Below are 7,244 nucleotides of genomic sequence, written 5' to 3'. Positions count from 1 at the left end.
CAACCGGTCGGCATCGGGAGCTACGAATTTTATACCTAAATATTCCCCCACCGTGGTGCCGAACAACAGCCAGAAAGTGGCGCATCCTATATACCACAATACAAGCTTCGATAACTGCGGATCAAAATTCGGCCGCTTTACGGCCCTTTTCTTTTGCACTACCACAGGCAGGGCGCTTACACTAACGCTGCTGATCAAGCCCCTGCTGTCTTGCGGAGACAGGCTACCCGACAGCTCATTGTGTGTAAGCCCATAATCCAATGCTTCTTTTCTTTTAAGCAAAGTTGCACGGGTTTCTTCATCGGGAGAAACAGCAAGGTACTGGGCCAGCTGATCGGCTTCGGCCAGGTTTAACCGGTTGCGGTTTTGCTTAATAAGGTTCAGCACCTTAATGATCATAAATATGATCCCTGCGCTGATGGGAATAACCAGCAATATTATTGTTATGATAATACCGGCTTCACCCAACACAGAACCTTTATCGGGCGCTGCCTCCTGGGCAAACAACCGTGCGCTGCTTAACGACAGCAATAAAAGAAGGGAGATCGCTTTAAGAAGGCTGTTGCTGTTTTCCTGCGAAGGTGCTTCTGCAGGGGAGCCCTTCTTATTATAATTCAGATATGCTTCAATTTGTTTGCTGTTCAGGTTTGCAATATACCGGTCAAAATTTTTATTTGCATTGCGTTGCTTTAGCCTTTTGTTTATTTTAAGCATTTCGCCGGTTTTGAATTTCAGGTACAAAACAGCAGCAAGCATAAAGAAGATCAGTACAAAAAGGAAAAGCAGTAAACCATTGAGATGTGTAAAATAAAAACCCGGTTTCCCTGTGGTTTGGGCGAATAGTGAAGCAGAGCTGATCAACCCCACTGCTAAAAGCAATCCCCTGATACACCGGGGATACCATTTCTTTTTCATAAAAAATTTATACTCTTTTTAAAAAGGTCAGTTTCCTTTCCAGTTTTTCATCAAATTCATTTAGTGTAGACGCCTGAAGCATGTCGTGCATTTCCTTCCGTATTTTTTTAAATTCGCTATGTATAGGACAGGGCTTTTTTTCCGAGCATTCTTTTAATCCCAGTCCACAGCCCGAAAAAATTTTATCCCCGTCTATTGCGCTGACAATATCGGCAAGCGTACATTCCATTCCCTTCTTATCAAGATAAAATCCTCCTGCAGGACCTTTTAAAGACTGAATAAGATTTTTGCGGCTGAGCTCCTGTAAAATTTTAGCGATAAAGTATTCAGGCGAATCAATTCCCTCAGCAATTTCCCTGATCCCGGTCCTTTTACCGCCCTTTGACTTTTGACCAACAAAAAGCATTGCCCGGAGGGCATATTCACAAGTTTTTGAAAACATGTATCAGCTGGTTATACGCGCAAAGTTAATTACAATTCAATAATAAAAGAGTTTTTTATCCTCTATTATTAAAAAGGCTGTCCGATCTCAGTATCGGGTATGACGCAGATTAGCTTCTCAATTCCGGGAAACATGGAATTTTGCTTACCTGATAATGAAATCTGCAAAGGATGCGTTTTAAAGCAATTGGCTTTTCAGTTGATCATATATTAAAATGCATCCGATGCAAACGCTTAAAACAACTGCACCATTATCATATCACCAATTATGCCGCGACAAATAACTGATACAGGGCTTATTCAAAAATATAACGTTCCGGGGCCGCGGTACACCAGCTATCCTGCTGTTCCTTATTGGGATGAGGCCGGATTTTCAACCGCACAATGGATCAGCGGGTTGCAGCAGTCCTTTTCAGAAAGCAACCGGCAGGAAGGCATCAGTCTTTATATTCACCTGCCTTTTTGCGAAAGCCTTTGCACTTTTTGCGCATGCAACAAACGCATTACCAAACAACACAGTGTGGAAGAGCCTTATATAGAAGCCGTTTTAAAAGAATGGGACCTGTATAAAAGCATGCTTCCCCAGATACCTGTTATCCGCGAAATACACCTTGGCGGCGGAACCCCTACCTTTTTTTCATCAAAAAACATCAAAAAACTGGTAGAAGGCGTTTCAGCCGGGGGCATCATTCACCCCGAAAAGGAATTCAGCTTTGAGGGCCATCCCAACAACACCGGTATAGAACATTTAAAAATTTTATACGAACTGGGTTTCCGGAGAGTAAGCTTTGGCGTGCAGGATTACAACGAAAAAGTGCAAAAAGCCATTCACCGGGTGCAGCCTTTTGAGAATGTAAAAAGGACAACGCTTGCCGCCCGGGAAACGGGTTTTGAAAGCATAAGCCACGACCTGGTATTCGGCCTTCCTTTTCAAACGCTGGCGGATGTACGCAAGAATATCGCGCTTACACTTGCATTAAAGCCCGGCAGAATAGCGCTTTATTCGTACGCGCATGTGCCATGGATAAAAGGAGTTGGGCAACGGGGCTTTGATGAAGCCGATTTACCGCCGGGTGAATTAAAGCTGCAGTTTTATAAAACCGCCAGATCACTATTAAAAGAGGCGGGCTATACAGAAATTGGCATGGACCACTTTTCCCTGCCTTCGGATGGCCTGTACCGGTCAATGATCACCAAAAAGATCCACCGCAATTTCATGGGCTATACTTCTTCTGCCACCCATGTTATGATCGGGCTGGGCGTATCCGCTATTTCCGACAGTTGGTATGCCTTTGCCCAAAACGAAAAAACGATTGAAGAATATTACAAGCGGGTACACAGCGGAGCTTCAGCCATCGTAAAGGGACATATTTTAACTGCTGAGGATCTGATCATACGGAGGCATATACTTAACCTGATGTGCCTGCTGGAAACCAACTGGCTACCGGAAGATCGTTTTCCCGGGATTATGGAAAGATTAAAAACACTGGAAAACGATGCCCTGATAACAATAACCGGAAATAAAATAATCGTTAATGCAAAAGGCAGGTCTTTTTTACGCAATATCTGTATGGCTTTCGACCTGAGGCTGATCGCCAAAGAGCCTTCGGCCCGTTTGTTTTCAATGACGGTATGAGTTAGCTATGGGCAGTCAGATGCTGTCGCCATTGTAATTCCATAAACGGAACTTAAACGCTTTTACCATACAAAAATGCGGCACTCACCCTGCGACCTGCACCTTGTAACCTGCAACCGGCTACACTTTCAAACCATAAACTTTAAAACTTCAAACTTCCGAACTACTCTTCCGCTGGCTTATATTCAGGATCAGCAATCCTGCAAACAATAAAACCGCGGCGCCCAAAAGCATTTCATTGGTATACGGCATACTGATATAGCTAATAGCCCCCGCTCCCTGGACCAACAATATTAACTCGTTAAGGAAAATACCTATGATAAAAACAACAATGCCTGTAACGGCTGTTTTATTCATGCGCATGTATTGATTAATGGCAATATATCCCAATATAAAAAGCGTAATTACACCCAGTAAGATCAGATGTAAATACCCGATAACAATAGAACGAAACCCAAAGGCCAGCTTACTGAGCGCCGGAATAGTGGAACCCGATTGCAATAAAAGCTTGATCATTAATGCAACGGCCGATAGTCCCAGCAGCCATTTGCCCAACGGTGAAATGAGCTGCCTTAACTGCCCGAAGCGTTCCCTGACCGCCCCGAATAAAAGGGCAAACCCGGCAAGCTGAAAGCAAACAGCTACGATAACCAGTATATAGGCCCATAGGGGGATGGGAAGCCACAATGCCGATAAAAAGTAAGCCGGGATACAGGCTAAGGTAAATAACCAGAATATCGTTTTATGATTATTTAAACGTATTCCCCAGGTATACAGCTTGTGTGCCAGCAACCCCATGCAGGCAAAGAAGAACCAGCCATTGTACTGGAAATGCAAAAAGTAATAGGAAGATGCAAGATACCTGTCCGGATGTGCTGTTTTTGTAGCCATCATAATCGCTAAAGCAAAAGCACCTGCGGAAGAAATAACATTAAAAAAAAGAGCGGCTTTAAACCACGGGTCGCCGGGGCTTTTTTGCCGGGCCCTGTTCATGTTTCGCCAGTACATAACAGCAAATGCATAGGCAGTAAAAATAGACAGTGTAGAAAAGCTGATAGAATACAAACCATACCCCTGGAAGGGAAAAGTGAACAACATACCATACGCTGCAATAAGATTGCCATACAATAGCGGAGCATATTTTTTAAATGCATTTTGTTGTTCATCATACAGGCGCGACACCAGCAAAACCATCAAAATTTGTGTTACCCAACCTGTAAATGCAAAATGGGAATGGGCATGAAGCAAATGCTTCTGATGAACGAAAGGCAATGCATAAGCAATTTTATACCGGAGCATCACCCCGATAAAAGCAACGAGCATTAAATTAAAAACAGCTATCCTGAACCACAGGATTAAACTTTTATTCATATACCGGGAATTTTTGCAGGTAAAACAGAGGTCTCTTTTTATCTGATAAGAAACCTGAGCAAATATAACAATCTGGCTGTTTTCGGACTATAACCTGCCGGCATTTTCCAAACCTGATATATATCATATCCCTTTTTGAGGATCATCATTCAATTAATCTTCAGGTTAACCAACATTTGCAGTATGAGTTACATCAAATAATAATCAAAATATCCCTGCAATAATTAAAATATACTTGTTAATCTTGTACCTACAAAAATATTTTTTATGAAAAAACTACTTATTACCGGCACTATCGCTTTCATGATGTATGCCTGCGGCAACCAGGGCGAAACCAAAGATTCAGCGAATGCCTCAGATGAATCAAAACCTGCAACAGAAACAACGGAAAGCGGCAACCCCAGTTATGATCCTAAAAGAGGTGAGGGCAAATTTGAAAACGTGGAACTACCTGCATCATTAGATGTTACAATGGCTAAAAGCGGAAAACAGATATATGAAGTGAAATGCGCAAGTTGTCATAAGCTAAGTGATGAAAGGCTGGTGGGGCCCGGATGGAAAGGTGTAAGTAACAAACACAGGCCCGAATGGATAATGAACTTTATTACCAACCCCGATGCAATGATAGACCAGGATCCCGAGTTGCAGGCTCAACTGGAAATATGCCTGGTGCGTATGCCAAACCAAAGCCTGAGCGACGACGACGCACGACATCTGCTGGAATTTATGCGGCAGAACGACGGGGTAAAATAAAATGAAATCTTTTCATTTTTTATTTAAAATATACCTGATATATGAAACCTGTACAATGTACACTGGCAGCATTTGCCCTGGCTATTCTGTTTGGCAGCATGAACGCCTGTAAACCCAAGAATGCCGGAACTGCCGTAACCGGTAATGCCGCCGAAAAAGTTTATATCCCTCCGGGCAAGTATGACGAGTTTTACAATTTCGTTTCGGGTGGCTTCAGCGGGCAGTTGTCGGTATACGGATTGCCCTCCGGGCGCCTGCTCAGAGTTATCCCCGTTTTTTCCCTGGATCCCGAAAAAGGCTGGGGCTTTAGTGAAGAAACCAAGCCCATGCTCAACACATCTCATGGTTTTGTTCCCTGGGATGACCTGCACCATGTTAACATGTCGCAAACCAACGGTGAGATTGACGGCCGCTGGGTTTTTGTAAACGGCAACAATACGCCCCGTTTAGCCAGGGTTGATCTTACCACCTTCCGCACCGCCGAAATACTTGAATTGCCTAACAGCGGCGGTAACCACTCTTCACCTTTCATCACCGAAAACACGGAATACGTGGTTGCAGGTACCCGCTTCAGCGTTCCGCCCGATAATGTTAACGGTGATGTGCCCATTAACACCTATAAGCAAAACTTTAAAGGTAATGTTACATTTGTAAGTGTAGATAAGGATAACGGCAATATGGAAATCGCTTTCCAGATCGAAACACCCGGTGTAAACTTCGACCTGAGCCATGCCGGCAAAGGCCCTTCGCACGGCTGGTTTTTCTTCTCGTGCTACAATACGGAAGGAGCCAATACACTGCTGGAAGTAAATGCGTCGAAAAACGACAAAGACTTCATTATGGCAGTAAACTGGAAAAAAGCGGAAGAATATATTAAGGCTGGTAAAGGGAAAAAAGTGCCGGTAAAATATGTGCACAATAAGTTCAACGAAGAAACACATATGGCTACAACGGAAACGCTAAGAGAAGTGACCGTATTGGACTCCCGCGAACTGGAAGGACTGTGCTACTTCATTCCCTGTCCTAAATCACCGCATGGCTGCGACGTTGACCCAACCGGGGAATATATTGTAGGCAGCGGCAAATTAGCAGCGCTGATCCCTGTTTTCTCGTATACTAAAATGCTAAAAGCTATTGAAGACAAAGCTTTTGAAGGAGAATACGGTAAGATCCCTGTAATTAAATATGAAGCGGCATTATACGGTGAAGTGCAAAAGCCCGGGCTTGGTCCATTGCATACCGAATTTGACGGAAGGGGAAACGCCATCACTTCCATGTTCGTATCTTCTGAGCTGGTAAAATGGAATATTAAAGACCTCAAAGTCCTTGACCGCGTTCCTACTTACTATTCTACCGGTCACCTGATGATACCGGGCGGCGATTCCAGGAAACCAGACGGGAAATATGTGGTCGCTTATAATAAAATCACAAAAGACAGGTATTTGCCTACCGGTCCGGAACTATCGCAAAGTGCGCAGCTTTTTGATATCAGCGGCGATAAAATGCAATTGATACTGGATTATCCTACCATTGGAGAGCCGCATTATGCACAGGCAGTAAGAGCAGAAAAGATAAAAGACAATTCGCGTAAGATATTCAAGATCGAAGAAAACAGGCACCCTTATGTGGCCAAGGGAGAAAAAGAAACCAAAGTCGTTCGCGAAGGCAATAAAGTGCATGTATACATGACTGCCATCCGCTCCCACCTTACGCCTGATAATATTGAAGGTATACGCATGGGAGATGAAGTATACTTTCATGTAACAAATCTTGAGCAGGATTGGGATGTGCCGCATGGCTTTGCCATAAAAGGGGCAGACAATGGTGAGCTGCTGATCATGCCGGGAGAAACCACCACGCTTAAATGGACCCCCGACCGCACCGGTATATTTCCTTTTTATTGCACCGATTTTTGCAGTGCATTGCACCAGGAAATGACCGGCTATTTAAGGGTATCACCGGCAGGAAGCAAGGTACCGCTTACTTTTAGCACGGGCACCAATTTACCGGCAGAGGATCTACCGGCCGGCCAGTAAAATATTTCAACGGAATGGGGCTGCCTGCTGTACAAATACGGGCACCGCATTCCGTTTTTTTTAAGAGGCTGCACCGTATGAAGTGAAACGAT

At 44.0% G+C, this 7,244-nt stretch carries 5 protein-coding genes and 1 pseudogene; 3 read left to right on the top strand and 3 right to left on the bottom strand.

Annotated features, from left to right (window positions below; translation table 11 throughout):
• Positions 1–915, bottom strand: a pseudogene (locus PLH26_RS06520) (cbb3-type cytochrome c oxidase subunit I); the annotation flags it as partial.
• 7 nt (positions 916–922) lie between these two features.
• Positions 923–1,357, bottom strand: a complete 435-nt coding sequence (locus tag PLH26_RS06515) for an RrF2 family transcriptional regulator (protein ID WP_324585193.1) — start codon at positions 1,355–1,357, stop codon at positions 923–925.
• A gap of 267 nt (positions 1,358–1,624) precedes the next feature.
• On the opposite strand from PLH26_RS06515, the gene hemN reads away from it, so the two are divergent.
• Positions 1,625–2,992 carry an oxygen-independent coproporphyrinogen III oxidase gene (hemN, locus tag PLH26_RS06510; RefSeq protein WP_324585192.1) on the top strand — a complete coding sequence of 456 codons (1,368 nt, stop codon included), beginning with the start codon at positions 1,625–1,627 and terminating at the stop codon, positions 2,990–2,992.
• Positions 2,993–3,142: 150 nt separating this feature from the next.
• Here the strand turns inward: hemN and PLH26_RS06505 are convergent, their stop codons facing one another.
• Positions 3,143–4,363 carry a hypothetical protein gene (locus PLH26_RS06505; RefSeq protein ID WP_324585191.1) on the bottom strand — a complete coding sequence of 407 codons (1,221 nt, stop codon included), beginning with the start codon at positions 4,361–4,363 and terminating at the stop codon, positions 3,143–3,145.
• Between the two features lie 267 nt (positions 4,364–4,630).
• On the opposite strand from PLH26_RS06505, the gene PLH26_RS06500 reads away from it, so the two are divergent.
• Positions 4,631–5,116, top strand: a complete 486-nt coding sequence (locus PLH26_RS06500) for a c-type cytochrome (RefSeq protein ID WP_324585190.1) — start codon at positions 4,631–4,633, stop codon at positions 5,114–5,116.
• 41 nt (positions 5,117–5,157) lie between these two features.
• The gene (nosZ, locus tag PLH26_RS06495; RefSeq protein ID WP_324585189.1) at positions 5,158–7,152 is read left to right on the top strand and encodes a Sec-dependent nitrous-oxide reductase; all 1,995 of its coding nucleotides are present in this window, start codon (positions 5,158–5,160) and stop codon (positions 7,150–7,152) included.
• The last annotated feature ends 92 nt before the right edge of the window (positions 7,153–7,244 follow it).

The organism is Agriterribacter sp., from assembly GCF_035444585.1.
Classification (GTDB): Bacteria; Bacteroidota; Bacteroidia; order Chitinophagales; family Chitinophagaceae; genus Agriterribacter.
The sequence above is the reverse complement of the archived record's forward strand: the minus strand, read 5'-3'. Positions and strand labels throughout refer to the sequence as shown.